Genomic DNA, 23,095 nt, shown 5'->3' with positions numbered 1-23,095 from the left:
AGGACTTGGTACGACCATGGGAGCGAGGGACAGGCGGCAGCTGGTTGCGCTTGCCGCATGCTCGCTGATCACTCTGGCGGGGTGCTCTTATGACTACCCTGAGCCGGGGTATCCGCCACCAGGTGGCACTGCTTCATTGAACAAGCCAACCACCGCCCCTGATGCGTCGGCTGCGTCCCCGCCGGTTTATGTCGACCCGCTGGTCCTGGAGCGGGAGGTCAAGAACTATGGTGAGCTGGACCGGCTGCTCAAGGCAGTGCCGGGGCCCGCCATCCTTTTTGAGGAGGGGCCACTGGATGGGCCGGTCAGGGGCTTTGGAGCAATGGAAAAGGTGCCGGCGGCCGGACAGTACACTGTCACCGCAGCCTGTGTTGGTGCATCAGGCGCCAAGGTTTCCGTTGGCCAGGAGCATCCGGGTGCGCCCTTTCAGCCTCTGGAGCTGGCGCTGGATTGTGCCGGGTCCACTTCGAAAGTCATTGAACTCGAGCAGGGCTACATTTTCGCGCACCTGGACCTTCCCGGGCCCGGTGATACTCCGTGGACGGGGGCAGTTGGCGGGGTCCGCGTGACAGGCCCCCTTGCCGCAGCAGAAGGCGGACGATAACGTCCCACTGCTCACCCCGGATGGTCCTCAAGGGACGAGATGATACTGCCGCAGCCCTGGAAGAACATCCGGCGGCCAAGACCGCCGTCGGCCCAGATCCAGACAATGGAGTGGTCGCCCGTCATGGCATCCACGACGCCCGTGCCGGACAGGCCGGCGTCCAGGAAGCTCACCCTCTCCCCTACAGTGAACCGCGGATGCCGGGTCCTCTTCCGGCGCAGCCTCGAGTGGGAGGTTCCGGCTACCACTGGAGGACGCTTGTTGGCTGGGAGGTGAACACGTTCATGAAATTCCTTGGGTCGCGGGCGGTTCTGCCAGCTCATTACAACCCTGCCCGCTGCTCCCAGGTCACGCCTACACGTGGTGAAGCCACAGTATCCGTATTGGTGGGACGCTGCACCGGGAACGCTTGTTTTTCGAATGTGACCGGACAACACCTTCCAGCCATAGACTGCATCCATGAAAACGGGTTGGGGGATCCTGGGCGTTGCCGCGCTGATCGCGGTCACGCTGCCGGCTGCGGGCTGCAGTACGGCGTGTCCCGCCATTGGCTACGTCAGCACCCTCGAAGTGACCGTTCAAGGCGGTGCGGAAGCTGTCGACGACGTCCAGCTATGCACGGACGAGGGGCGCTCGGCGCCGGAACCCACTGCAGCCCCAGCCGCTTCCCTCGCAGTCACCGACCACTGGATACAGCTTCCCGGTGGAGGATTCTCCCCCGCACCCGGCCCAAGTGTCCCGCCGCCCGCCTACCCCGACACCCGCTACATCGGCAGCAGGCAGGGCGAGGACACCTGGCGGTTCACCTTCATCCCTGGCCCGGTACCCAGTTACATCACCCTGCGCGCCCTCGCTACGGACGGCTCGGTGCTTGCCGAGCAGGCGAACGATCTGGAGTGGACCAGGGAAGACCCCTTCAATCCTTGCCCCGGCCCGGTCACTACTCCCCCGGTGGTCTTCTTGGTGGGTGAACGATCACCGTGAGTGGTCTGTGACCTGTGGCCGGCAGATTTCAATGGGCCCGGGTGGCCGCTGCCATCGAGCGGGTGGATAGGCTGGGTGGATGGCGACAGTTATCCTCGTGCGGCACGGACGCACCACAGCCAATGCCACTGGACTGCTGGCCGGGCGGGCCGCCGGTGTCAGCCTGGACCAGGTTGGGAGTGAGCAGGCGGCTTTGACCGGAGAGCGGCTCGCGGCAGTGCCCTTAGCAGGGGTGGTATCGAGCCCGCTCGAGCGTTGTCAGCAAACCGCCCAGCTCATCCTCGACCGCCAGGCCGGCACTCCGTACGCGCCGGTGGAACCCGACCTTACCGAGTGCGACTACGGCCAGTGGCAGGGCCGCATGCTCAGTGACCTCGCAACCGAAGATCTGTGGTCGGCTGTGCAATCGCAGCCGTCCGCCGTCGTCTTTCCCGGCGGCGAATCAATGGCCGGAATGCAGGCCCGGGCGGTGGCAGCCATTCGACGCCACGATGCAGCCTTCGAAACCGGGTACGGGCCAGGAGCCGTATGGGTGGCGGTGAGTCACGGTGACGTCATCAAAGCAATCCTTGCCGACGCGCTGGGCATGCACCTGGACCTGTTCCAGCGAATTAATGTTGGCCCGGCATCCGTATCGATCGTGCGCTACAGCGCCACAAGGCCAAGCGTTTACGCGACCAACACCGATGCCGGGGACCTGTCGTGGCTGTCGAACAGCATCCTTTCTGCCGACGCGCCGGTGGGCGGCGGTGCAGGGCAACAGGCGCCATGAAGCGCCTGTGCCTAAAATGCTCTTATGCCTACACGTGTTCATGAGTTCGACTGGCCCGATCGGGTCGTCGTCGGCACCATTGGCCTTCCGGGGGCACGGACGTTCTACCTGCAGGTGCGGGCTGGGAACCAGATCGTCAGTATCGCCATGGAGAAGCAGCAGTCAGCCCTGCTCGCGGAGAAGATCGACGAAATCCTCGACCAGCTTCTCACCGTCGAGGGAAACCCCCACAGCGTTCCCACCAGCACTCCCATTGAGCTGGTTGACAATGACGGGCTTGAGGCCGTTGAGGAGCAGTTTCGGACCGGCGCCATGGGCTTAGGGTGGGACCCGACGACGGCGCAGGTGGTGATCGAGGCCTACCCGATCACCGATGTCGACGCTGATAGTGATGACGAATCGTCAGATGCGGATGACGCCGAGGTGCCCGAAATGCTGCTGGTGCGGATTCCCGTTGGCACCGCCCGCGCATTTGCTAAGTGCACGCGGGAGGTTGTGGGCGCAGGGCGTCCCGCGTGCCCGCTCTGCGGTTACCCCGTAGACGCCGACGGGCACGTCTGCACTGTGCCCGAGGCCTGATGCCGGCGCCGGACCTGGTGGCGGCCGAGCTGACGCTCACCGGACGCATTACGACGGCGTCCAACGCCACTTTCGTAGGCAGCATCGGCGACACCACGGTTGTCTATAAGCCGATAGCCGGGGAGAAGCCGCTGTGGGATTTTCCTGACGGCGTCCTTGCCCACAGAGAAGTTTCCGCCTACCTGGTCTCGGAGGTCCTCGGCTGGAACGTGGTGCCCCGCACCTGGTTGCGCGATGGTCCGTTAGGCGAAGGGATGGTGCAACTGTGGCAGGAGACAGACCCCGACCAGAACGCGGTGGACCTCGTCGCGTCGGACGACGTACCGGAAACGGGTTGGAAGCACGTCCTCGAGGGTCAGGATGAGACCGGACGGATGGTCGCCCTCATCCACGAGGACTCTCCGGCGCTCAGGCGCATGGCGGTGTTCGACGTCGTCGTAAACAATGCCGACCGCAAAGGCGACCACATCCTTGCCATGACGGACGGACACCGGCACGGCGTGGACCACGGGCTTACCTTCCACCGTGACCACAAGCTGCGCACGGTGCTGTGGGGGTGGCTGGGGGACGCCCTGACCGCCGAGGAACTTGAGGGCATCGACCGCGTCAGCGCAGGACTGGACGGTGAGCTGGGCCGAAACCTGGCGGACCTGCTCAGCGCTGGGGAAATTGCTTCACTCGCCGCACGCTGCGCCCGGTTGCGCTCGGCGGGCCGTTTCCCCGCTCCACACGGTCAGATGTCGGCGGTGCCCTGGCCGCTGTTCTAAAAGAGTTACGGGACTGATTCACCAGCCGGCGTGCTCGGCAATACTAGAGCGCGCCGCCCGGCTATGTCGCAGCCCGGCCCACTGGTGGTGGGTAAAGCGATCTTCACGTTCAACACCATCTGGGGGAATTTCAGTTTGAGCATGTTCCCGATGCCAGCCATTCCCCGCATTCCACCGCCCGCCCCGCCCTGGATCCAGGCTGGCAGGGTCCGCCCAAATAAAAATCACTTAGGAAGCCATCCTCGCGTATTTGTGCGCCCGCTTAGGTTCATCAGCCGCATGTGACTTGCCGGAACGGAAAGTATCCCGCTATTCTTTCCATCATGGAAAACGACTTTGAACGGCGCCCGTCGCCCTATGAGGCCGCTGCCAGTCTCCGGGACCTTGCTGCTGACCGGCACGCCCTGGCCAATGGAGTGCAAGTCCCGAAGATGCTCATGGCTGCGCTCGGAGGCGTGGCGGCCTGGTGGGTGGCTGGGGCCGCAGCCGCCAACCCCGGCGAGAACTACGAGCCGCCAACATCCGGGTGGCTGGGTCTGGTCGCAGCTTTGGTAATAGCTCACTTGATCCGCCGGGAAACCGGCATCCGCTTCCGTCAGATGGGCTTGCGGGCAGGACTCGTAGCGGTCGCAATTCTCGTGCTTTGCCTGGCGCTGTTCTCAATCTCGCTCGGCCTTGTTTCCTTCGGGGCGCGCTGGGCGGTGGTACTGACCAGTTTGTGCGCCTTCGGCATGGTCACGTGGCTCGCAGGCATCGCCTTCCGCTCGGCACTGGACCAGCTCCGCCGATGACCAAGGCACAGTTCGACGACCTCATCCACGCCCCTGCCCGGCTCCGGATCTGTGGAGTGTTGCGGCAGGTGGAGCAGATGGACTTCGCTGTGCTGCGTGACACGCTCGACGTCTCGGACGCAACCCTCTCGAAGCACCTCAAGACCCTGGCTGAGGCCGGATACGTCAGCCTGAGCAAAGCCGCATCGGTTTCGCGCAGTGATGCCCGCCGTCTGACCTGGATTACCCTCACTCGGGCCGGGCGGAACGCCTTCGACGCGCACCTGCGGGCGTTGCATGAGATCGCCGGCATTGCGGACTGAATGTGATTACCCTTGCCGGAGCTACGGCCGCAACGCTCTACGCGTTACTCGGCCGGACCCAAAGGCAGGCGGCCCCATGACGATCCCTGGTGCCGCCCTCTCCACACTGGGCTGGCTGCTTAGCTCAGCTCATCCGAACGGAACATCTCCCGGGCAGGCTACGTGCACATCATCCCGGGTCCTGATCGGCGTCACCGCCCTGGACCTGCCGGTACTCCCGGCACCTGTTCACGACGTTGATGACGCTCTGGTAGCGCGAACCCGTTGAGAAAATGGAGTCGGTAATAGCTAAGGCCAAGCCATCGGGGTAACCATCAGCAGCAATCCAGCGCGAAGCATCACCAAACAACGACCTGCGCGCTTCGGTGAGAGCGTCGGTTTCGCGATCCCATGGAGGATCATTAACCAAAGTGTTCAACTCAAGCGGCTTTATTGGCGCGTCTGTCAGCATTCGAACGGCTGGCCACTCGTCCTCGGCCCCCAGCACCTGTTCCACCCCCGTGTAGATTCCTTCCAGCCCTCCAATGGGACCTACTCGCCAAATTTCCTCCATGTTCATTGCCACAGGCGAACGCGACATACCTTCAGGTACAGCAGCAACCATCGTTTCGTCCGAATCGCCCATCATCTGCGGACGGGATGCGGGCACGAGGACTGAACAGTTCAGCCCTCCCACGTTCATGCGCGGGAGGGCTGAGCTGAAGGAAGGAGACGAAGAGGAGACTAGAAGTCCCAGTCCTCGTCTTCGGTGTTGACAGCCTTGCCAATGACGTAGGACGAGCCGGACCCCGAGAAGAAGTCGTGGTTCTCGTCCGCGTTCGGCGACAGGGCGGAGAGGATGGCCGGGTTCACGTCGGTAACGGAAGCCGGGAACATCGCCTCGTAGCCCAGGTTCATCAGGGCCTTGTTGGCGTTGTAGTGCAGGAACTTCTTGACGTCCTCGGCCAGTCCCACGCCGTCGTAAAGATCGTGCGTGTACTGGACTTCGTTCTCGTACAGCTCGAACAGCAGCTCGAAGGTGTAGTCCTTGATTTCCTGGCGGCGCTCCGGGGAAACAGCCTCCAGGCCACGCTGGAACTTGTAGCCGATGTAGTAGCCGTGCACTGCCTCGTCGCGGATGATCAGGCGGATCAGGTCAGCCGTGTTCGTCAGCTTGGCGCGCGAGGACCAGTACATGGGCAGGTAGAAGCCCGAGTAGAACAGGAAGCTCTCCAGCAGCGTGGAGGCCACCTTGCGCTTCAGGGGGTCGTCACCCTGGTAGTAGTCCATCACGATCTGGGCCTTCTTCTGAAGGTTCTCGTTCTCGGTGGACCAGCGGAATGCCTCGTCGATCTCCTTGGTGGAGGCCAGCGTGGAGAAGATCGAGGAGTAGCTCTTGGCGTGCACGGACTCCATGAACGCGATGTTCGTGTAGACGGCTTCCTCGTGCGGGGTCAGCGCATCCGGAATCAGGGAGACCGCACCCACCGTGCCCTGGATGGTGTCCAGCAGGGTCAGGCCAGTGAACACGCGCATGGTGAGCTGCTGCTCGGCGGGCGTCAGCGTGTTCCATGACTGGACGTCGTTGGACAGCGGCACCTTCTCGGGCAGCCAGAAGTTGTTGACCAGTCGGTTCCAGACGTCCACGTCCTTGTCGTCCTGGATGCGGTTCCAGTTGATGGCCTCGACGTGGCTAAGCAGCTTGACCTTCTCGGTCATGTCATCCCCTAAACGTTGGGTGGTTTTCTCTAAGTTAAAGCGTACGACGGCGGGCGGGCACCCGCCGTCGTACTTGGCTAGTTAGTTGAAGCTACAACTAAAGCATGCATGAAACACAGCCCTCCACCTCAGTCCCTTCCAGCGCGAGCTGGCGGAGACGGATGTAGTAGATGGTCTTGATGCCCTTCTTCCAGGCGTAGATCTGGGCCTTGTTGATGTCGCGCGTGGTGGCGGTGTCCTTGAAGAACAGCGTCAGGGACAGGCCCTGGTCCACGTGCTGGGTGGCTGCGGCGTAGGTGTCGATGACCTTCTCGTAACCGATCTCGTACGCGTCCTGGTAGTACTCCAGGTTGTCGTTGGTGAGGTACGGCGCCGGGTAGTACACGCGGCCCAGTTTGCCTTCCTTGCGGATCTCGATCTTGGACGCCACCGGGTGGATCGAGGAGGTGGAGTTGTTGATGTAGGAGATCGAGCCGGTGGGCGGAACAGCCTGCAGGTTCTGGTTGTAGATGCCGTGCTCCATGACCGAAGCCTTCAGCGCCAGCCAGTCAGCCTGCGTGGGGATGTGCACGTTCTTGAACAGCTCCGCAACCTTCTCGGTCTGCGGCACCCATTCCTGCTCCGTGTACTTGTCGAAGAACTCGCCGGAGGCGTACTTGGACTTCTCGAACCCGCCGAAGGTCTGGCCGGTTTCGATGGCCAGCAGGTTGGAGGCGCGGACCGCGTGGTACACCACCGAGTAGAAGTAGATGTTGGTGAAATCCAGGCCCTCTTCGGAACCGTAGTGCACCCGCTCACGCGCCAGGTAGCCGTGCAGGTTCATCTGGCCCAGGCCGATGGCGTGGCTCTGGTCGTTGCCCTTGGCGATGGACGGGACCGAGGTGATGTTGGACATGTCGGACACGGCAGAGAGGGACCGGATGGCCGTCTCGATGGTCAGGCCGAAGTCCGGGCTGTCCATGGTCTTCGCGATGTTAAGCGAGCCCAGGTTGCAGGAGATGTCCTTGCCGGTGTCGTCGTAGGACAGGTCATCGTTGTACGTGGTGGGCTGGGAAACCTGGAGGATCTCCGAGCACAGGTTGGACATGATGATCTTGCCGTCGATCGGGTTGGCCCGGTTCACGGTGTCCTCGAACATGATGTACGGGTAGCCGGATTCGAACTGGATCTCGGCGAGGGTCTGGAAGAACTCGCGCGCCTTGATCTTGGTCTTCTTGATCCGGGAATCGTCCACCATCTCGTAGTACTTCTCGGTGACGGAGACGTCGGAGAACGGCATACCGTAGACGCGTTCAACGTCGTACGGGGAGAACAGGTACATGTCCTCATCCCGCTTGGCCAGCTCGAACGTGATGTCCGGGATGACAACGCCGAGCGAGAGGGTCTTGATGCGGATCTTCTCATCCGCGTTCTCGCGCTTGGTGTCCAGGAACCGGTAGATGTCCGGGTGGTGTGCGTGCAGGTAAACGGCGCCGGCACCCTGGCGGGCACCAAGCTGGTTGGCGTAGGAGAAGCTGTCTTCGAGGAGCTTCATCACGGGGATGACGCCGGAGGACTGGTTCTCGATCTGCTTGATGGGCGCGCCCACCTCGCGGATGTTGGTCAGCGCGAAGGCCACGCCGCCACCGCGCTTGGACAGCTGCAGGGCGGAGTTGATGGAGCGGCCGATCGACTCCATGTTGTCTTCGATGCGGAGCAGGAAGCAGGAGACCAGCTCGCCGCGCTGCTTCTTGCCGGCGTTCAGGAAGGTGGGCGTGGCCGGCTGGAAGCGGCCCTCGATGATCTCATCCACCATCTGCAGGGCGAGCTGCTCGTTGCCGCGGGCCAGGTGCAGGGCGACCATGCACACGCGGTCCTCGTAGCGCTCCAGGAAACGCTTGCCGTCGAACGTCTTCAGTGTGTAGGACGTGTAGAACTTGAACGCGCCCAGGAAGGTCTCGAAGCGGAACTTCTTCTTGTAGGCGCGGTTGAACAGCTCACGGATGAAGTTCATCGTGTACTGGTCCAGCGTTTCACGCTCGTAGTAGTCGTTCTTGACCAGGTACTCGAGCTTCTCTTCCAGGTCATGGAAGAACACGGTGTTGTTGTTGACGTGCTGCAGGAAGTACTGGTGCGCAGCCTCACGGTCGGCCTCGAACTGGATCTCGCCGTTGGGGCCGTACAGGTTCAGCATCGCGTTGAGCTCGTGGTAGCCCAGGCCCTTGTACGCTGCGGGCATCTCGGGCTTCTGGGCCCTGGTTACTTCTGTGTCTGCGACAGTCGTGTCCAAAACGTGTCCAATCCATTGTTTACGCGGGCCACGTCTTCTGGCGTGCCCATTAATTCGAAGCGGTAGAGGTGCGGCACTCCGCACTTGGCGGCGATGATGTCCCCCGCCATGCAGTAGTTGTCCCCAAAGTTCGTGTTGCCGGCCCCAATAACACCGCGCAGAAGCTCCCTGTTCTGCGGGGTGTTCAGGAACCGGATGACCTGCTTGGGCACGGAACCTTCTCCCCCGGTGCCGCCATAGGTGGGCACCACCAGCACGAACGGCCGGGTGGCGAGGAGGGGGGCATCCTTGGCCAGCAGCGGGATCCGCGCCGCGTCACGGCCAAGCTTCGAGACAAAGCGGCTGGTGTTCTCGGATGCCGAGGAAAAGTAGATGAGCCGGCTGCCGGTGACCACCGGCGGGACCGGCACTGAAGGGTCCACACGCTGAGCCGTGTGGATGTCCTGGACTGCTGGTGCTGCCGTTGAAGTCACCTCGGCTGGTTGCTGGCTGCCGGAAGCCGGCAGGGAAAGGGTCCTTATGCCACAGAGGAAACGGCGGAGAGGGCCAGTTCCTCGATCTTGTCCGGGCGGAAACCTGACCAGTGGTCCTGGTCCGTGACCACAACGGGAGCCTGCATGTAGCCCAGTGACTTCAGGCGCTCGAGGGCCTCGGCGTCCTGGGAGATGTCAACGCTCTGGTAGGTGATGCCCTTTTTGTCGAGCGCCCGGTAGGTGGCGTTGCACTGAACACAAGCAGGCTTTGTGTAAACCGTTACGGTCATGGTTCCTGTCCCCTTTTCTGGAAAACTTGCTGGTCCGGTGTCCCCGCCCAAGCTGTACCTAGATACTACATCTAGTGCAGACGCCTCTTTGGAACCCCAAGATGATGTATTACAAGTATGTCATTTAATGCACTTTTAATCCACAGGCAGGTGCCCCCAAAATGTCCGGAATCCCGCTGTTTTTGGGGACGGCGTCCACACCCTGTGGAGTACTTAGCCACAATTTTCGCCCAGCGTGTCGGGGAAAAGACGGCGTGTCGCGCGCCCCCGGCCAGCTGCACGGGGCACCAAAAAGGGGCCCCGACGTGAGCTTCGGAACCCCTTATGGTGATGAAACACACGGCGGCTGCAGCCGCCCGGGCGCAGCAGCTACAGCTGCGCCTCCCTGCGGTCCAGCACAACCTGCTGCACGTCCAGGTAGCCGGACTGGAACCCTGCCCGCGAGTAGCACAGGTAGAACAGCCACATCCGCTGGAACACCGCGTCGAAGCCCAGCTCGCCCACCTCGCGGGAGCGCTCCAGGAACCGTTCCTCCCACAGCCGCAGCGTGGCGGCGTAGTGGTCCCCCATGCCCATCCGTTCGCGCACCCGCAGCGTGGTGTGCTGCTGGGTGATGCTCTCGATGGCGCGGACGGAGGGCAGGAAGCCGCCGGGGAAAATGTACTTGTGCACCCAGGTGTAGGCGTTCCGGGTGGCGAGCATCCGGCCGTGCGGCATGGTGATCGCCTGGATGGCCACCTTGCCGCCGGGCGCCAGCACCCGGTCGATGGTCTGGAAGTAGATGGGCCAGTACTCGTAGCCCACGGCCTCGATCATCTCCACGGAGACAACGGCGTCGTATTCGCCCTCAACAGCCCGGTAGTCCTGCAGCGCCACGGTCACCTTGTCCGCATAGCCGGCAGCCGCGATGCGTTCCTGCGCAAGGGCCTGCTGTTCACTGGACAGGGTGACGCTGTAGACAGTGGCGCCGCGGGCCGCTGCCCGCAGCGCGAGCTCACCCCAGCCGGTGCCAATCTCCAGGAGCCTGGTGCCTGCCCCGACTCCGGCTTTGTCCAGCAGCCTGTCGATCTTCGCCTGCTGCGCTTCCGCGAGCGCCTCCCAGCCAACGGAAGCCAGCGGTCCCGCGGCGAGCGGAAACAGCGCCGAAGAGTAGCTCATGGTGGAGTCGAGGAAGTTGGAGAACAGCTCGTTGGAGAGGTCGTAGTGCCGCGAGATGTTGCTCCGGGTGTTCTGCTCGGCGTTCCGCTCCTGCCGGGGCGTGCGCGGCAGGTACAGCGCGCGCAGCTTCTGCAGCGGCGTGGGAATGAGCGTGTCCACCGAGGCGGCAAAGACCTCCAGCACGCCTGCGAGGTCGCTGGCTTCCCAGTCCCCCGCCATGAAGGACTCGCCCAGCCCGATCAGCCCGTTGTCGCCGATCCGGGCTTCAAACGCGTCCGGCCGGACCATGGTCATCACCGGCGCCTCCGGTCCACCCGTGCCCAGCACGGTGCCATCGGGGTACTGCACGCGGAGGGGCAGCCGCTTCACGGCCCCCTTGAAGAGGAGGCCTGCAGCTTTTCCGGCCACCGCCGCTTTGGCTCCCGACGGCGGCTGCGCAACTTCCGGCCACAGATCCGGATCGATGGTGGCGGGCGACGCCGGCACCCCGGTTGCGGTCCATGTTGCGGCATACGGAGTGGCAGCATCCTCCAGCGTCTTGCGCTGCGCCTTGCCTCCGGTGGATGCAGTTGCCTGGTTGTCGTCCGTCATTGTCATTGAACTGCCTCCTGTGAGGGGTGGTGGGGTCGGGCGACGACCGGCAGGCGTCTTGCCCAGAGTGTAATGCCCTGCACCCGGATGAGTGCGGAAACCAGCAGTGGCGCGGCAGGCACGGCAACCGCCGCCGCCAGGATGTTCCAAACTGTGGCGGGCCGGCGGACTCCATCCATGGATGCCACGAATGGCCGGTGGCCCTCGCGCTCCAGCACGATGGACACCCCCAGCCGCTCTCCCGGCGCGGGCAGCTTCATGCGGTACTGCCCGTCCACCTCGTTGAACGGCGAAACGTAGAACGCCTTCGGCACCGAGGCGCGGCCCGCCGCGTCCGTATGCAGCAGGTAACAGTGGCGCTCCCCGTACGTGTTGTGGACTTCGGCCACCACGCACTCAAGTTCGCCGTTGGTCCGGTAGCACCAGAACAGCGTCAGCGGGTTGAAGACGTAGCCGAAGACCCTGGCGCTGGTCAGCATGTGGATCGCGCCGCCGTCGGGCTCCATGCCCTGGGTGCGCAGGAACCGCTCCACGTTGCTCCGGATGCTGGCCCCGGGGTCCCCCAGGTGGTCACCGGACCGGAAAACCGCGAGCGGCCGGAGCAGGAACGGAAGACGGGGCAGATGGTCCACGTCCACGAACCAGGAGTAGCTGCGGTACGTGAACGCGTTCTTCAGCGGCGTGCGCCGCACATGCGAAATGGCTGTGCGGTAGATCGCTGCCTCAATGGTCATGCCGGCTCAGCCGCGGAAAGCAGCTCCCGTTCCCCGCCGTCCCGGGAATCAACCTGGTCAGCAGCCTCCGCAGCCACCCAGGAGCGGCCCAGCGCCCCGGCCGCCCGCACGCCCGAGAGCGCGCCGTCCTCATGGAAACCCCAGCCCAGGTAGGCGCCGGCGTACGCGATTCTGTTGTCGCTGAGCCCGGCAATCGCCTGCTGGGCCCGCAGCGATTCGGGCGTGTACTGCGGGTGCTCGTATACCATCCGCTCCAGGACCCGATCCTCCGCGATCAGCTCCGATTCCCCCAGACTCACCAGGTAGGGCTTGCCGTCCGCCGGACTGAGCCGCTGCAGCCGCGTGAGGTCGTAGCTGACAAGGACCTTGTCCGGCCGGGCTTCGCAGGAGGGCAGGCGGTAGTTCCAGGACGCCTTGGCGTTGTCCGCGGAGGGCAGGACGGCCGGATCCTGGTGGAAGACAGTGTGGTTGACCGAGTACGGCATGCCGCCCAGCGCCTCCTTCTCGGCCGGGGTGGCGTCGGCGAGGAACCCCAGTGCCTGGGCCGGGTGGGTGGCGATGACGACGGCGGCGAAGTCTTCCTGCCCGTGTGCAGTGGTGATCTCCACGCCGTCGGGAGTGCGCCGGATGGCGGTCACGGGGGTGTTGAGCCGGACGTCCGTCAGCGTGGCGGCCAGTTTTTCGACGTACCTGGCGGAACCGCCGGTGACGGTACGCCACTGCGGGGAGCCCTTGACGCCCAGCAGGCCGTGATGGCCCAGGAAGGTGAAGAGGTACCGCGCCGGGTAGGCCAGCGCGGTGGTGGGGTCGCAGGACCACACGGCACTGACCACCGGGGTCATGAAGTGCGAAACAAAGTAGGGGCTGAACTTCTCGCGTTCCAGGAACTCGCCGAGGGTGGGTTCGGGAACCTCGAGGTCCGGGGTGACCGAAGAAACCGGTGCCGTCTCCAGCAGCGCCCGCGCCCTGCGGTAAAAACGGGTCACTTCCAGCAGCATCAGCAGATAGCGGCCACGCAGCAGGCTGGAGGGCCGGGCAATGATTCCGCGTCCGCCCTCGCGGGCGCCTGCATATTCCAGCCCGCAGCCATCACACCGGATGGACATGCTCATCTCGGAGTCCTGCGTCTCCACCCCAAGTTCCGCAAAGAGCCGCAGAAGCGTGGGATAGGTCCGCGTGTTGTGGACTATGAAACCGGTATCCACGCCGATGGTGGAGCCGTCCGCCTGCGGCATGTCGTGCGTGTGCGCGTGCCCTCCCAGCCGGGAATCCGCTTCAAACAGCGTGACGTCGTCCTGCCTGTTGAGGACGTAGGCTGCGGTCAGGCCGGCCACGCCGCTGCCGATGACGGCCACCCGCCGTCGCCCGCCTCCGGTTACTGCTGGGTCAGGTGACAATGCATGCTCCTCTACTGGACATTTGCCAATGCTAGAGGGCAATTCGGCACCACCGTGCCAGCGGATGGGTGCCGCGCCGGGCAACTTCTTCAGCGCCGGGCGGCGGAGTACTGTGGGCAGGTGGTAAACCCGGTACACCTGAAGACCCTCCTGGAGGTCAGCCGCCTCGGCTCCTTCGCGGCCGCGGCCGCCACGTTGGGCTATACGGCCTCAGCCGTCTCCCAACAGATGTCCGCCCTGGAACGGGACACCGGCGTCGTCCTGTTCCAGCGCTCGGCACGCAGCGTGGTGCCCACGGAAGCCGCCGTCGTTATGACCCGGCACGCCGCCAAGGTGCTGACGGACATCGAGGCGCTGATGGCTGCCGCCTCCAAAACCCAGGACTCGGCCAACCAGGAACTGCGGCTGGGGATCTTTCCCAGCCTGGCCACCTACGTCCTGCCGCGGATCCTGAAGAACCCGGCATGGAAGAACCTGGGAATCGACCTCAAAGTATCCGTCGCTGAACCCGGGCAGACCATCCAGGGGCTGCGCACCGGCGGCGAACTGGACCTCGCCGTGGTTTTCCAGGTGGGGCAGACCGGTTTCGCATGGCCCAACACCATCAACCGGCAATGGATCGGCGACGACGACTTCCGGGTGGTGCTGCCCGCCGGCTGGGGCTTCCGCAGTGACGCAAAGGTCGCCGCCGACCACCTCTCCGAAATGCCGTGGATCATGCACCATCCGGGAACCAGCGACGCCATGGTGATCGAGCGGCTCTTCGCCGGCTGCAACCTGCACCCGCGCGTGGTGGCCCACAGCGACGACTTCCACGCCAGCCTGGAGATGGCGGCCGCAGGACTGGGAGCGGCCCTGGTTCCGGAACTCGCGCTGCGAAACAAGCCGGCCGGTGTTGTGGTACTGGACGTTCCGGAGATCCGGCTGGCCAGGAACGTCTTTGCCCTCATTATCAATGACAGGAAAACGGCACGGGTCCAGCTCTTCGTGGACCTCCTGGCCGAGACGCTCGCCGGAATGCGGACGGCCGTGAATTAGGCCTGAATGCTGGAATGCGCCGCTGTTCGGGTCTATGTTGAAACTATGAGCAAGGTAGCGAGCCGGCACTTCGGAGAGATCGAACTCAACCACGGCAAGGATCACTTAGTGGCCGCGAAGCATGAGCTTCGCGGACATCCGCTGGAACTCGACCTCAACATCACGGCGCACGACCACTTCGATGAAGCCGCCCTCCGGAAAGTGGACTACCGCCTGCGGTTCCTGCCCGAACTCGTGGACGAGGTCCGGGACATGATCGCCGAGGAGCTGGAGCAGGAAGGCACCAGCCCCCAGGAATACCTGCACTTCCACTGCAACGCCCTCAAGGACGAACACCTGCAAAAAGTCTTCGGCGTCACCGACCGCAGCCAGCTCACCAACGACGTCTTCCTCAAAGCCCTGAAGCTGGGCCACGTGGGCATCTATCCCGGCCAGCCCGAGCGCTACTTCGTCCTGGACTTCACCCTGGGCGAGCACTTCACCGATGAGGTGCTGGTGGCCTCGGCCGACGAGGACGGCGTGGTGGACGACGAGATCGTCTGGGAGTCCTGAATCGAGTGCTCCGTACCTGCCGTTTTGAACGTCGATAACGGCAAGTACGGAGCAATGGATGGTTAAATGCCGACGGCGGCCGGCCCACCTAAGGTGGGCAGCCGCCGCTTCTGGCTAATGCCTACTTCGCTGCTACTGCTTGGCTGCCTGCAGCAGTCCGGCGCGGACCGTCTGGGTTGCCTTGACCAGGTTCCGCAGGGAATCCTCGGTCTCGGCGTAGCCGCGGGTCTTCAGGCCGCAGTCCGGGTTCACCCACAGCTGGCGGGAGGGGACGTGCTTGACGGCGGTGGCCAGCAGTTCGGTCACCTCCGCCTCGCCCGGCACACGCGGTGAGTGGATGTCGTAGACGCCCGGGCCAACGCCGCGGCCGAAGCCGTGGGACTCGAGGTCGTGGACAACCTCCATGCGGGACCGGGCGGCCTCGATGGACGTGACGTCCGCATCCAGTCCGTCGATCGCGTCGATGATCACGCCGAACTCGGAGTAGCACAGGTGGGTGTGGATCTGGGTGGCGTCGGCAGCACCGGCGGTGGCCAGGCGGAAGGAGTCCACGGACCACTTCAGGTAGTCGGCGTGGTCGGCCTTCCTCAGCGGAAGGAGTTCGCGCAGCGCGGGCTCGTCCACCTGGATGACCTTGATGTCGGCAGCTTCGAGGTCTGCGATTTCGTCCCGCAGGGCCAGGCCAACCTGGTTGGCGGTCTCGCCCAGGGGCTGGTCGTCGCGGACGAAGGACCAGGCCAGGATGGTGACCGGACCGGTGAGCATGCCCTTCATCGGCTTGCTGGTCAGGGACTGCGCGTACTTTGCCCACTCAACCGTGATGGGAGCACTGCGGGTGACGTCGCCCCACAGGATGGACGGACGGGTGCAGCGTGAGCCGTAGGACTGGACCCAGCCGTGGACAGTGACGTCGAAGCCCTCCAGGTTCTCGGCGAAGTACTGGACCATGTCGTTGCGCTCGGGCTCGCCATGCACCAGGACGTCGTAGCCAAGCTCTTCCTGCAGCTCTACAACGCGCTTGATCTCGTCCTTCATCAGCTTTTCATACTGCTCGTCGGTGAGGTCCCCCTTGTTGTTGCGGGCCCGCGCCGAACGGATCTCGGAGGTCTGCGGGAAGGAGCCGATGGTGGTGGTGGGCAGCGGCGGCAGGTGCAGCGCCTCTTCCTGGGCGGCTTGGCGGACTTCGTAGGCCGAGCGGGTGAAGTCGGCTGCGGTCAGCGCTTCGGTGCGTGCACGGACGTCGGAGCGGCGCACGCCTTCTGCGGAGGCCCGGGAGGCGATCACGGCCGTTGCCTCGTCGATGGCCGCCTGGGCGGAGGCGGGATCGGCCAGGTAGGACGCGAGGGTCTTCACCTCGGCGGCCTTCTGATCCGAGAACGCCAGCCAGCTGCGGAGCTGCTCGGAGAGCTGGGATTCCTCGGCAACATCATGCGGGACGTGCTGGGTGGAGGTGGAGGTGGAGACGGCAACCCTGCCCGCCGCCGCCTTCAGTGCATCCAGTTTGGCTGCGGACGCGGCAAGGTCGTTGCGCCAGATGTTGTGGCCGTCCACGACGCCGGCAACCAGGGTCTTGTTGCCCAGGCCGGCGAGTGCCGCGGCGGAGGGAACAGCGCCCTTGAAGACATCGATGTGGAGCGCGTCGATGTTGGTGGCGGCGAGGGTGCCGAGCTCGCCGTCCAGTGAGCCGTACGGTGTTGAGACGAGGATCTGCGGGCGGTTGGCCGCCGAGGAGAGGACCTCGTAGGCGCGGGCCACGGCGGCCTCGACCTCGCCGGCCGGGGTGTCCTGGTCCACCACCAGGGCGGGCTCGTCGAGCTGGACCCAGCTGGCGCCCGCGGCGGAGAGCTTCTCCAGGAGCTGGACGTAGACGGGCAGGATGTCCTCGAGGCGGGACAGCGGCGCGAACCCGGCGGGGGCGCCGTCGGACGCCTTGGACAGGAGCAGGTAGGTGACAGGACCCACGATGTAGGGGCGGGTCTCGATGCCGTTGGCCAGCGCGAAGGCGAACTCGTCAACCTTGGCGGTGGAGGCGAGGGTGAACTCTGTCTCCGGCCCGATCTCCGGGACCAGGTAGTGGTAGTTGGTGTCGAACCACTTGGTCATTTCGAGGGGCTGCTGGTCCTTGGTGCCGCGGGCCAGGGTGAAGTAGCCGTCGACGTCCAGCTGTCCCTGGCCGTTGAGGAGCTTGCCGAACCGGGCGGGCACGGCGCCGAGGTGGGCGGTGGTGTCCAGGACCTGGTCGTAGTAGGAGAAAGTGCCCGGCACTGCGGCCGGTTCGGTGAGCCCGAGTTCCCGCAGGCGGTTGGCGATGCTCAGCTGGATGTCCTTGGCGGCGGCGTCCAGGGCGGCGGCGTCGATCTTTCCTGCCCAGTAGGCTTCGACGGCCTTCTTAAGCTCGCGGCGGCGGCCGATACGCGGGTAGCCCAGGAGGGACGCAGCGGGGAACGGAGTGTGGTTGGGCGTGTTGTTTTCAGACATGGAAAATCCTAAGGGTTGGGTACAGGTCCGCCGTGGGCGGAAAGATTGCGATGCAGGAAGTGGCGCGTCAGCTGGCGAGCTGGCGGGCTGCTGCGTCCGGGCGGATGCCGGAATGGGTGCGCCGCGGGAGGGCCAGCTTGTCCAGCAACTCCAGGGCACTCTGGTGCTCATTGAAGGTGTAGATGTGGATGCCGGGTGCGCCGGCCTGCAGGGCTGCGTTGGCAAGGTCCACCGTGGCATCGACACCAATGCGGAGGCGTTCGATGTCATTCTCCGCTGAGGCCAGGCGTTCCAGCAGCTCGGGAGCGGGCTCCACGCCGGTCAGTTCGCCGAGGCGCCTGACGCGCCGGAGGCTGGTGAGGGGCATGACTCCCGGGATGATCGGGATGGTGACCCCGGCACGGCGTGCCCTGGTGAGGAGGTCCGCGTACTGGTCGGTGTGGAAGAAGACCTGTGTGATGGCGAAGTCCGCGCCGGAACGCTGCTTGGCAAGCAGCACCTCGACGTCGTGCTCCTCGCTGGGCGACTCCGGGTGGCGGGTGGGATACGCCGCCACGCCTACCGCGATCTTTCCGGCGCAGAGCAATGCCGAACGTCGCTGCTCGACGCGGCGGATCAGCTCGATCAGGTCCTGGGCGTACCGGAGCGAACCGGCAACCGGCGCCGCGCCGTCCTTGGGCAGGTCGCCGCGGAGCGCCAGGATCCCGCGCACCCCGGTGTCCAGCAGTTCACCGATGATTCCCGCCAGTTCCTGGGGCGTGTTGCCCACGCACGTCAGGTGCGCCAGCGGCCGGAGGGTGGTTTCCAGCAGGAGCCGGTTGATGAGTTCGACGGCGGTGTCCCGGTTTGAGCCGCTGGCACCATAGGTAACGGAGACGTAGTCCGGTGCGGTTGTTTCCAGTTCCCGGATGGTGGTCCAGAGGGTTTCCGCGGCTGCCGGCGAACGGGGCGGGAACAGCTCGTAGGAGAGCGCCACCGGAGCGGTGTCGGAGAGATTCGGGTGTGTGTCAATAAGGCTTGGTGGAGACATTTGCATCCTTGGCTTTGGGCCATTGGGGGCTACCGTCGAATGCGACGGTAGACCGGCAATGAATTTGAGTTTGGGGAACACAGAAGAACTCCACAGGACGCAGCCGCGACTGTTACGCCTGGATTGAAGTTCTCCGTGAGCAAATGTCAGGCCCACATGGGGGCACCCACACCCTCCAGAAGGAGGATCGCTGACACGTTACCTCGGTAACTTGTATAAGACTCTATGAGGGGCAGGTGCCGCTTTCAAGTTGGCTCCCGAATTAAGACGCAGTTTTACGGCTTGCAGCTCGTCCCCACGGAATTTTGTTTCGCGCCTGTGCCCTACCACGGCCTGCTGGTACCGGCAGAGTCCCCTGAGTCGTCCAGGTAGTCCTCCCTTTCGCGGCCGCTGTTGCGCTCACGCTGGGCCTGCCGGGCACTGTCCTCAAGTTGTTCAAGCTTGCTCTGCTGCGCGGATTCCTGGCTGTCCTCCCCTGGGCCTTCCTCCTGCCCGGTTTCCGGGGCCGGATCCGGGTCCTGCTCCTGCTCCTGGCGGGTGTCAGCGAGTTTCTCCTGCAACCGCACTTCCGCTCCGGCCAGCCTGTCCCCCGTATCCGCCGGAAGGTGTTCGGAAAAACAGTCGTCCGGCGCCGCCGCGACGGCGGCGAGCGCTTCCTCGAACAAGACGGCGGCCGCTGCCGGGTCCTCCGCACCGAGCTTTTCGTCGCCCAGCCGCTCAATGGCCAGGACGAGGTTCACCCTGATGACACAGGCCTCGGCTGATCCGGATTGCCGTGGAGGGACGAGGCCAAGCGCTTCCTCGAACCGGAGCCGGGCGGCTGCGAAATCCCCTGCAAGGACGTCGGCGTCCCCGGCTGCGAGGGGCGCTTTGTGCGGCTCGATGAGGTTCACGACGTGGAGTGCTTCCGCCGCGGACCGGACCGATGCGGCGTCGTTCGCTTCATAGGCGCCGGCAGCCCGTGCTCCCAACAGGCCAAGGCTCAGGAGTTTGGCCGCAACACACAGCATGAGGATCACGGGTATGGCCGACCAGGCCAGGAGGCGCCGCCTTGACGTCCGCCGGTCCATGCCATGCCTGGCGGACGTCACCGGATAACCCCCTTGCCAGCGCTGGATTTTTGGACGCCGGAGCGCCCGGCAGCATCCGGAGCGGTGCGTGCAGAAGCGGCGCGTGAAGGAGCTGTGTTTGAAGCAGGGCCTGCCGGGATCCTGCGAAGTTCCCGGAACTGGCGAAGGAGAAGAACCAGCTCCCCCAGGCCAAGGACGAAGGCTCCTGCCGCCGGTATCCAGTACAGCTCGGTCCGTGCGGCCAGGGAGCCGTCCTGGCCGGCGTTGGTGAGGGCGCCGGCGTCCAAGGCGGCGGGGCGGGCGTCCTGCAGCATCGGCGCGGCGGGGTCCCCGGCTGACCGGTGTACGTAGGGGACGCCCAGTTGCCCCGCGATCTGCTGGAGCCGGCCTTCATCAATCGTGGAAAGTGCATATCCGGCGCCATCACCGCTGCTGTCCCGGAGATAGGTGCCGTCCCCACCTCCTGTGGAACCGTCGTCGTAATCCTCCCCGGTGTTCTCCCGCATCCTGCCGCCGCTGGCAGTGCCGTAGCCCAGCACCGCTCCCCCGGCCACCAGGCCGTCCTCAAGGTCCATCGGCGCCGGTGCTTTCGCGCTGGTCTGTTCGCCGTCGCCGAGGTAGAACACGAGCCGGGGCCGCCCGGGGTGGCTCTGCCGGGCAAGGGTAAGGCGTTCGGACAGCATCTGGCGGGCCGCCGTGATGCTGCTTCCCTTGGCATAGGCGGTCACCTGCGGCTCAAGGACGGACGTGATGGTGTCCAGCGCCAGCGTGTCGGTGGTCAGGGGCATCCGGACGTGCGCCGCGGTGTCGAAGGTGATGACGGAGAACCGGGCACCGGGCAATTCTTCGGCGATGGCCGCGATGTCCTGCCGAACCCCCGCCATCCGTGGTTCCGCGTTGCCGTAGTCCTCCGCCACCATGCTGGTGGTGGTGTCCACCACGAAGAACACGTTCAGGTCGGCCGCGGCCGCCTGGGCCGTTCCTCCCGGCAGCCCCGGGCGCAGCGAAGCCCCCGCCAGCAACAGGACCAGCATGGCGTGCCGGACCCCGGCGCGGCGGCCCGCTCCCCCGCGCTGATGCCGGCTGTTCCCCGGCCCGCGGAGCTGCCATCCCAGGGAGGCCACGGCGGCAGCGATGAGGGGAAGAAGCAGCCACCAGGGCAGCACCGGCTGGAGGGTCATGGCCGCAACCGCCAGCCGGCAACCGCGAGGACCAGTCCGGACAGGAGGGCAGCGGCCAGCGGAAGGCCCGGCTCATCGGAGACGACTGCCCGCGGGGCGCCGCTGAGCGCTGTTTTTTCCGTTTCCTCAACGCCCCGCACCACACCCGTTACGGCCTCGGGGTTGTCCAGAGCGTAGTAGGCCCCGCCGGTGGACTCTGCCGCGGCCCGCAGCTGCGCCCCTGGCTGGTCCGGGCCTGAACCGTAGTCGAGGTCCCCCGGATTGAGCGCGTAGACGTGCACCGCCCTGTGTCTTGCGAGGGCTGCGGCTTCGCCAAGGGTCATGATGGGCTCCCCGGAGAGGAAGTTGTCCGTCGCCAGGACCACGGACCGCGAGCGCTGCGGCTGGCCGGCGGTGCGGGGGAAGCTGTTGAGGCAGGACGCCAGGCCGTCCCCGATCAGGGAGGAGCCCCGGCCGCTCCACGTTCCGTCCAGGAATCCCGAACTGCCGGGCTTGCCGTCGAACGCGTCCCGGGCCAGCTTCAGCTGCTCCCGGGCGTAGTGGTAGTCGTCGGTCAGCGGGAAAACCTGGATGGCCGTGCTGTCAAAGATGGTGAGTCCGATCCGTTCGCCGTCGAATTCCGCGGCGAGTTCGGCGAAGACATCCACCACCGCGGCGTCGGAACTGCTCATGGACCCCGAGGTGTCAAGGCACAGCATGATGTCCCGGTTGTGCTGTTCGGGCCGTGTGGTTGTGACCCCGACGGGCCGGGCTGCTGCCACCGCCGTGGAGGCGAGCAGCGCGGCACAGGCGAGCAGGGCCGCCGCAAGCCAGCGGCGGTGCCGCCGCAGGGCAGCCTGGTATTCCGGAAGGAGGGTGAGCCGGTCCGCATGGGCCACCGGACGCCGTCGTGCGTTGGCTGTGCTGTCCGTCCGTTTGGCTGCCCACCAGGCTGCGCCTGCCGCCACCGCGGCGGGGGGAAGCAGCCACCACCACATCAGTTCCATGCCTGCACCGCCCTTCGCGCTGCGGCAGCGGATGAGGCTACGGAAGGAACGGGGTCGGGGCCGAACGCGGCCGGGTACAGGGCTCCGACGGCGGCCGCAGCCGCGGGAAGGGGATGCCTGGCCAGGTCCGCCTGCGTCATGCGGGGCGCGTCCACTCCGGTGGCGTCGCGGACGAACTTCCTCAGCAGGAGGCTGATTTCCTGGTGGGAGCCGCGGGCGCTCCGCGTTCCGGCGGCGGCGTCCCGTTCCACATCATCGATCCGCTGCAGGTACGCCGCCTTGAGGGCTGCCAGGTTCGTCAGCTGGGCAGGACGCTGGATGCTGTGCGCCTCCCGGGGCCTTCGCGTGGCTGCAAGCACGAAGGCGTACCAGGCGGCCACCAGGACAAGCAGCGCCACGCCTGCCCACATCCACACCGGGCCATACTGCAGCGGGCCGTAAAATTCGGGGTCAGCCTGCACGGCGGTGCCTTTCCAGGAGAGCGAACAGCGCGGTGACCACGTCCCGGCTGCCCGCCACCTCGCCCTCCGTGATGCCGGCCTGGCGCAGCATGGCTTTCCGGCCGGCGTCGCGAGCGGCGACGGCGGTGGCATAGGCAGAGGCGACAGCCGGGTCCCTGGCAAGGTGTGCAAGAAGCGGGTAGGAGCCGGAGACGCTGTAGGAGTCCGGAACCTGGTCCGGCGGCAGGAGGGGTGCGCCCGGGACCAGTCCGGCGTCCCTGACCGTAAGCCAGAGGATCTCGTGCTGGGCCTGAAGGCGGCGCAGCAGCTGGCTGGTGGCCGGGCTCGCCGCCACCTCATCGGCGACGACGAACAGCAGGTTGCGGCCTTTGATGGTCCGCGCCACGTGCTCCAGCTGGTCCTCGATCCTGCTGGGCGCGGCGTCCAGTGTTGCCGCAGAATCCACCCGCCGGAGAAGCCGTTCCAGGTGGGCCTCGCCGCCCTTGGCCGGCAACGCGGTCGTGCCCCCTGAATCGCCGGCCACCAGTCCCACCACGTCGCCGTGACGGTGGGCAAGGTACCCCATGACGCCCAGTGCCATCACTGCGATGTCCTTTTTCGTTTCCCCGCCGCGGGCCGCCGCGGCCATGTTGCGGCCGGTGTCGGTGACAAGGATGACTGTCTGCCGGCGGACCGCCACGTACCTCCTGATCAGCGGTGAACCGTGCCGTGCCGATGCCTTCCAGTCGATGTCGCGGACCTCGTCCCCCGGGATGTAGGCGCGGAGGTCATCGAAGTCCAGGCTGCGGCCGCGGAACACCGAGCCGTATTCGCCGTCAAGCATGCCGCGGGCTTTGCGGTGGGCGAAGATGGCCATATCCGACTTCACCCGCTGGAGGAGGCTGGTCACC

Annotated in this window: 25 protein-coding genes; 9 read left to right on the top strand and 16 right to left on the bottom strand. The window is 65.4% G+C overall.

The annotated features are described in order from the left end of the window. The first annotated feature begins 136 nt into the window (after positions 1–136). Positions 137–604 (top strand): hypothetical protein, encoded by a 468-nt coding sequence (locus IEX43_RS01400; protein ID WP_229666251.1) that lies wholly within the window; start codon positions 137–139, stop codon positions 602–604. An 11-nt stretch (positions 605–615) separates the two neighbouring features. Here IEX43_RS01400 and IEX43_RS01395 read toward each other — a convergent pair whose 3' ends face one another. Next, a complete protein-coding gene (locus tag IEX43_RS01395) occupies positions 616–777 on the bottom strand; it encodes a hypothetical protein (protein ID WP_229666250.1) in 162 nt (53 codons plus the stop codon). Positions 778–1,063: 286 nt separating this feature from the next. Between IEX43_RS01395 and IEX43_RS01390 the strand changes: the two genes are divergently transcribed. The 6 genes from IEX43_RS01390 (at position 1,064) to IEX43_RS01365 (ending at position 4,799) form a co-directional block, all read left to right on the top strand. Next, positions 1,064–1,588 (top strand): hypothetical protein, encoded by a 525-nt coding sequence (locus IEX43_RS01390; protein WP_188808742.1) that lies wholly within the window; start codon positions 1,064–1,066, stop codon positions 1,586–1,588. A 79-nt stretch (positions 1,589–1,667) separates the two neighbouring features. Beyond that, complete coding sequence (locus IEX43_RS01385) at positions 1,668–2,360, top strand: histidine phosphatase family protein (RefSeq protein ID WP_188808741.1); 693 nt, start codon at positions 1,668–1,670, stop codon at positions 2,358–2,360. 24 nt (positions 2,361–2,384) lie between these two features. Further along, complete coding sequence (locus IEX43_RS01380) at positions 2,385–2,939, top strand: DUF3090 domain-containing protein (protein WP_188808740.1); 555 nt, start codon at positions 2,385–2,387, stop codon at positions 2,937–2,939. Next, a complete protein-coding gene (locus tag IEX43_RS01375; RefSeq protein ID WP_188808739.1) occupies positions 2,939–3,706 on the top strand; it encodes an SCO1664 family protein in 768 nt (255 codons plus the stop codon). The genes IEX43_RS01380 and IEX43_RS01375 overlap by 1 nt, the downstream gene beginning before the upstream one ends. 323 nt (positions 3,707–4,029) lie before the next feature. Beyond that, entirely contained in the window at positions 4,030–4,497 is a 468-nt protein-coding gene (locus tag IEX43_RS01370; protein ID WP_188808738.1) for a hypothetical protein, read from the top strand. Beyond that, positions 4,494–4,799: a transcriptional regulator gene (locus tag IEX43_RS01365; RefSeq protein ID WP_188808737.1), complete on the top strand. Its 306-nt coding sequence runs from the start codon at positions 4,494–4,496 to the stop codon at positions 4,797–4,799. Before IEX43_RS01370 ends, IEX43_RS01365 begins: the two co-directional genes overlap by 4 nt. A gap of 169 nt (positions 4,800–4,968) precedes the next feature. Here the strand turns inward: IEX43_RS01365 and IEX43_RS01360 are convergent, their stop codons facing one another. The 8 genes from IEX43_RS01360 to IEX43_RS01325 form a co-directional block, all read right to left on the bottom strand. After that, positions 4,969–5,427 carry a hypothetical protein gene (locus IEX43_RS01360; protein WP_188808736.1) on the bottom strand — a complete coding sequence of 153 codons (459 nt, stop codon included), beginning with the start codon at positions 5,425–5,427 and terminating at the stop codon, positions 4,969–4,971. A 95-nt stretch (positions 5,428–5,522) separates the two neighbouring features. Beyond that, a complete protein-coding gene (nrdF, locus tag IEX43_RS01355) occupies positions 5,523–6,497 on the bottom strand; it encodes a class 1b ribonucleoside-diphosphate reductase subunit beta (RefSeq protein ID WP_013601219.1) in 975 nt (324 codons plus the stop codon). A 97-nt stretch (positions 6,498–6,594) separates the two neighbouring features. Next, positions 6,595–8,715, bottom strand: coding sequence for a class 1b ribonucleoside-diphosphate reductase subunit alpha (nrdE, locus tag IEX43_RS01350; RefSeq protein ID WP_188808735.1), 2,121 nt, complete (start codon positions 8,713–8,715; stop codon positions 6,595–6,597). A 20-nt stretch (positions 8,716–8,735) separates the two neighbouring features. Beyond that, entirely contained in the window at positions 8,736–9,206 is a 471-nt protein-coding gene (gene nrdI / locus IEX43_RS01345; RefSeq protein ID WP_188809043.1) for a class Ib ribonucleoside-diphosphate reductase assembly flavoprotein NrdI, read from the bottom strand. 77 nt (positions 9,207–9,283) lie between these two features. After that, positions 9,284–9,529, bottom strand: a complete 246-nt coding sequence (gene nrdH, locus IEX43_RS01340) for a glutaredoxin-like protein NrdH (protein WP_066276552.1) — start codon at positions 9,527–9,529, stop codon at positions 9,284–9,286. Positions 9,530–9,898: 369 nt separating this feature from the next. Beyond that, positions 9,899–11,284 carry a class I SAM-dependent methyltransferase gene (locus IEX43_RS01335; protein ID WP_188808734.1) on the bottom strand — a complete coding sequence of 462 codons (1,386 nt, stop codon included), beginning with the start codon at positions 11,282–11,284 and terminating at the stop codon, positions 9,899–9,901. Further along, positions 11,281–12,012 carry a DUF1365 domain-containing protein gene (locus tag IEX43_RS01330; protein WP_188808733.1) on the bottom strand — a complete coding sequence of 244 codons (732 nt, stop codon included), beginning with the start codon at positions 12,010–12,012 and terminating at the stop codon, positions 11,281–11,283. The genes IEX43_RS01335 and IEX43_RS01330 overlap by 4 nt, the downstream gene beginning before the upstream one ends. Further along, positions 12,009–13,409, bottom strand: coding sequence for an NAD(P)/FAD-dependent oxidoreductase (locus IEX43_RS01325; protein ID WP_188808732.1), 1,401 nt, complete (start codon positions 13,407–13,409; stop codon positions 12,009–12,011). Before IEX43_RS01325 ends, IEX43_RS01330 begins: the two co-directional genes overlap by 4 nt. A 120-nt stretch (positions 13,410–13,529) precedes the next feature. Between IEX43_RS01325 and IEX43_RS01320 the strand changes: the two genes are divergently transcribed. After that, positions 13,530–14,447, top strand: a complete 918-nt coding sequence (locus IEX43_RS01320; protein ID WP_188808731.1) for a LysR family transcriptional regulator — start codon at positions 13,530–13,532, stop codon at positions 14,445–14,447. 45 nt (positions 14,448–14,492) lie between these two features. Further along, entirely contained in the window at positions 14,493–14,999 is a 507-nt protein-coding gene (locus IEX43_RS01315) for a DUF2004 domain-containing protein (protein WP_188808730.1), read from the top strand. A gap of 132 nt (positions 15,000–15,131) precedes the next feature. Here IEX43_RS01315 and metE read toward each other — a convergent pair whose 3' ends face one another. The 7 genes from metE to IEX43_RS01280 all read right to left on the bottom strand — a co-directional run bounded on the left by metE (position 15,132) and on the right by IEX43_RS01280 (position 23,094). Next, positions 15,132–17,477 (bottom strand): 5-methyltetrahydropteroyltriglutamate--homocysteine S-methyltransferase, encoded by a 2,346-nt coding sequence (gene metE / locus IEX43_RS01310; RefSeq protein WP_188808729.1) that lies wholly within the window; start codon positions 17,475–17,477, stop codon positions 15,132–15,134. 67 nt (positions 17,478–17,544) lie between these two features. Then, positions 17,545–18,507 carry a methylenetetrahydrofolate reductase gene (locus IEX43_RS01305; RefSeq protein WP_188808728.1) on the bottom strand — a complete coding sequence of 321 codons (963 nt, stop codon included), beginning with the start codon at positions 18,505–18,507 and terminating at the stop codon, positions 17,545–17,547. A gap of 323 nt (positions 18,508–18,830) precedes the next feature. Continuing rightward, on the bottom strand, positions 18,831–19,598 hold the full coding sequence (locus IEX43_RS01300) for a hypothetical protein (protein WP_229666249.1): 768 nt from the start codon (positions 19,596–19,598) through the stop codon (positions 18,831–18,833). Continuing rightward, positions 19,595–20,758 (bottom strand): vWA domain-containing protein, encoded by a 1,164-nt coding sequence (locus tag IEX43_RS01295; protein WP_188808727.1) that lies wholly within the window; start codon positions 20,756–20,758, stop codon positions 19,595–19,597. The genes IEX43_RS01300 and IEX43_RS01295 overlap by 4 nt, the downstream gene beginning before the upstream one ends. Beyond that, positions 20,755–21,744 carry a vWA domain-containing protein gene (locus tag IEX43_RS01290; RefSeq protein ID WP_188808726.1) on the bottom strand — a complete coding sequence of 330 codons (990 nt, stop codon included), beginning with the start codon at positions 21,742–21,744 and terminating at the stop codon, positions 20,755–20,757. The genes IEX43_RS01295 and IEX43_RS01290 overlap by 4 nt, the downstream gene beginning before the upstream one ends. Continuing rightward, positions 21,735–22,205 carry a hypothetical protein gene (locus IEX43_RS01285; RefSeq protein WP_188808725.1) on the bottom strand — a complete coding sequence of 157 codons (471 nt, stop codon included), beginning with the start codon at positions 22,203–22,205 and terminating at the stop codon, positions 21,735–21,737. The genes IEX43_RS01290 and IEX43_RS01285 overlap by 10 nt, the downstream gene beginning before the upstream one ends. Then, positions 22,195–23,094 carry a DUF58 domain-containing protein gene (locus IEX43_RS01280; RefSeq protein ID WP_188808724.1) on the bottom strand — a complete coding sequence of 300 codons (900 nt, stop codon included), beginning with the start codon at positions 23,092–23,094 and terminating at the stop codon, positions 22,195–22,197. The genes IEX43_RS01285 and IEX43_RS01280 overlap by 11 nt, the downstream gene beginning before the upstream one ends. Position 23,095 lies beyond the last annotated feature (1 nt).

The sequence above is a fragment of the Pseudarthrobacter polychromogenes genome (genome assembly GCF_014644495.1).
Lineage (GTDB): Bacteria > Actinomycetota > Actinomycetes > Actinomycetales > Micrococcaceae > Arthrobacter > Arthrobacter polychromogenes.
This window is presented reverse-complemented; position numbering and strand designations above follow the sequence as displayed.